Annotated in this window: 2 protein-coding genes; both read left to right on the top strand. The window is 65.3% G+C overall.

Annotated elements, in window-relative coordinates; genetic code table 11:
- Window positions 1-1,279: IS21 family transposase (istA, locus tag ACSFBL_RS35540; protein WP_435520490.1), on the top strand; the 1,279-nt coding region annotated here is incomplete at its 5' end.
- Between the two features lie 35 nt (window positions 1,280-1,314).
- Window positions 1,315-2,059 (top strand): IS21-like element helper ATPase IstB (gene istB / locus ACSFBL_RS35535; RefSeq protein ID WP_435520491.1); only part of this gene is annotated, 745 nt, incomplete at its 3' end.

Below are 2,059 nucleotides of genomic sequence, written 5' to 3'. Positions count from 1 at the left end.
CGTCACGCTGCTACGCAAGCTCCAGGACGATCACCCACAGCGCTTCCCCGATGGCATGGTGCGCACGCTGCAGCGCCACATCCGCCAATGGCGCGCGGTGCAGGGCCCACCCAAGGAAGTGTTCTTCCCCCAAGAACACGCGCCGGGCCAACAAGGTCTCTCGGACTTCACCGCGATGGGCGAGTTGCACGTCACGATCTCGAACGCGCCGTTCATCCACATCCTGTACCACTTCGTGCTCGCGTTCTCGCGCTGGGAGCACGTCGAGGTGGTCGAGGGTGGCGAGAGCTTCGAGGCGCTGTCCAAGGGGTTGCAGAACGCCCTGTGGCAAGCCGGCGGCGCTCCGCACCAGCATCGCAGCGACAGCCTGTCGGCCGCGTTCAAGAACCTGGTCGAAGAAGAGGACTTCACCGTGCGCTACGCGGCGCTGCTGGATCACTACGGCATGGTGGGCACGCGCAACAACCGGGGCGTGGGCCACGAGAACGGCAGCGTCGAATCCTCTCATCGGTACCTCAAGGAGGCGATCGAGCAGGCGCTGCTGTTGCGCGGGCACCGCGACTTCGATGACCGGTCGGCCTACGAGGGGTTTGTTCGCGAAGCCGTGATGCGGCGCAACCGGCGCAACGCGGCTGCGTTTCGTATCGAGCGCGAGCAGTTACTGGATCTGCCGCACAGGCGAACCACGGACTTCGTCGAGGAAGAGGCGCGCGTCACGCGATGCGGCACCTTCACCGTGCGCGCCATCCTCTACAGCGCGCCGTCGCGCCTGATTGGCCACCGCCTGAAGGTGCGGCTTTACAGCGACCGGCTGGATTGCTACCTCTCTGGGGCGCTCGTCCTGACACTTGCACGCGGGGCGCGATCGCCCGGCACCACCCGCGGGCGGGTGATCGACTACCGGCACTTCATCGACGAGCTCAAGCGCAAGCCTCAGGCGTTCAAGGGCTTGTTGTTCCGTGATGCATTGTTCCCGCGCGAGGCGTACCGCCTCACCTGGGAGCAACTCGACCTGAAGCTGACACGTCGCCAAGCCTGCCAGACCATCGTCGCGCTTCTGGAGATGGCCGCTCGAGACGGTGTGGAGGGAGTGCTGGCCGAGCGACTTGACGCGCTGCGCCTGGCCGGCGAGTTGCCCGATGTGAAGCGTTTGCGCGAGGAGTTCGCCCCACGCAGGAGCGAAGTACCGCAGATCACGATCGCGATGCCCTCGCCGAGTCGCTACGACGCGCTGCTGCCTAGCGAGCACGAAGACGAACTTGAAGAGGTGCCAGCGTGACCGCCGCCGCATTCGAGCCCGGGCGCAACGCCTTGATGCTCAACGAGTTGCGCCTGCCCACGATCGGCAGGCTGTGGTCCGACTTCGCGGAGCGCTCGGACAAGGAGGGCTGGCCGGCAGGTCGCTTCCTGGGCGGCCTGCTGGAGCACGAAGTGGCCGAACGCGCGAAGCGCCGTATCGAGCGTCATCGCGTCGAGTCGCGCCTGGATGTGACCAAGACACTGAGCAGCTTCGAGTTTGCCGAGGTACCGATGTTGTCGAAGGCCCATGTCATGGCGCTGGCCAGCGGGGATTCGTGGCTCGAGAAGGGAGCCAACATTTTGATTTTTGGTCCACCAGGCGTGGGCAAGAGCCACGTCGGGTGCGGCATCGGCCACGCGCTGATCGAGGCCGGCCGTCGCGTGCTGTACATGCGCACGAGCGAGTTGGTGCAGCGCCTGCAGGCTGCTCGCCAGACCCTCCAGTTGCCTCAGGCGCTCGCCAAGCTCGACCGCTACGACCTGCTTATTCTTGACGACATCTCGTACGTCCGGAAGGACCAGGCCGAGACCAGCGTGCTGTTCGAGCTGATCGCCGAGCGCTACGAGCGCCGCAGCATTCTCATCACCGCCAACCAGCCGTTCTCGGGTTGGGACACAGTATTCCCGGATGCCGGCATGACCGTGGCTGCCATCGACCGACTGGTTCACCACTCGACGATCTTCGAGCTGAACAACGTGGAGAGTTACCGCGGCAAGGCGGCCGCGCGGGAACAGAAGGTCCAGCGCGACAACGACAAGA

This window comes from Variovorax glacialis (assembly GCF_051216375.1).
Lineage (GTDB): Bacteria > Pseudomonadota > Gammaproteobacteria > Burkholderiales > Burkholderiaceae_C > Variovorax.
The sequence above is the reverse complement of the archived record's forward strand: the minus strand, read 5'-3'. Positions and strand labels throughout refer to the sequence as shown.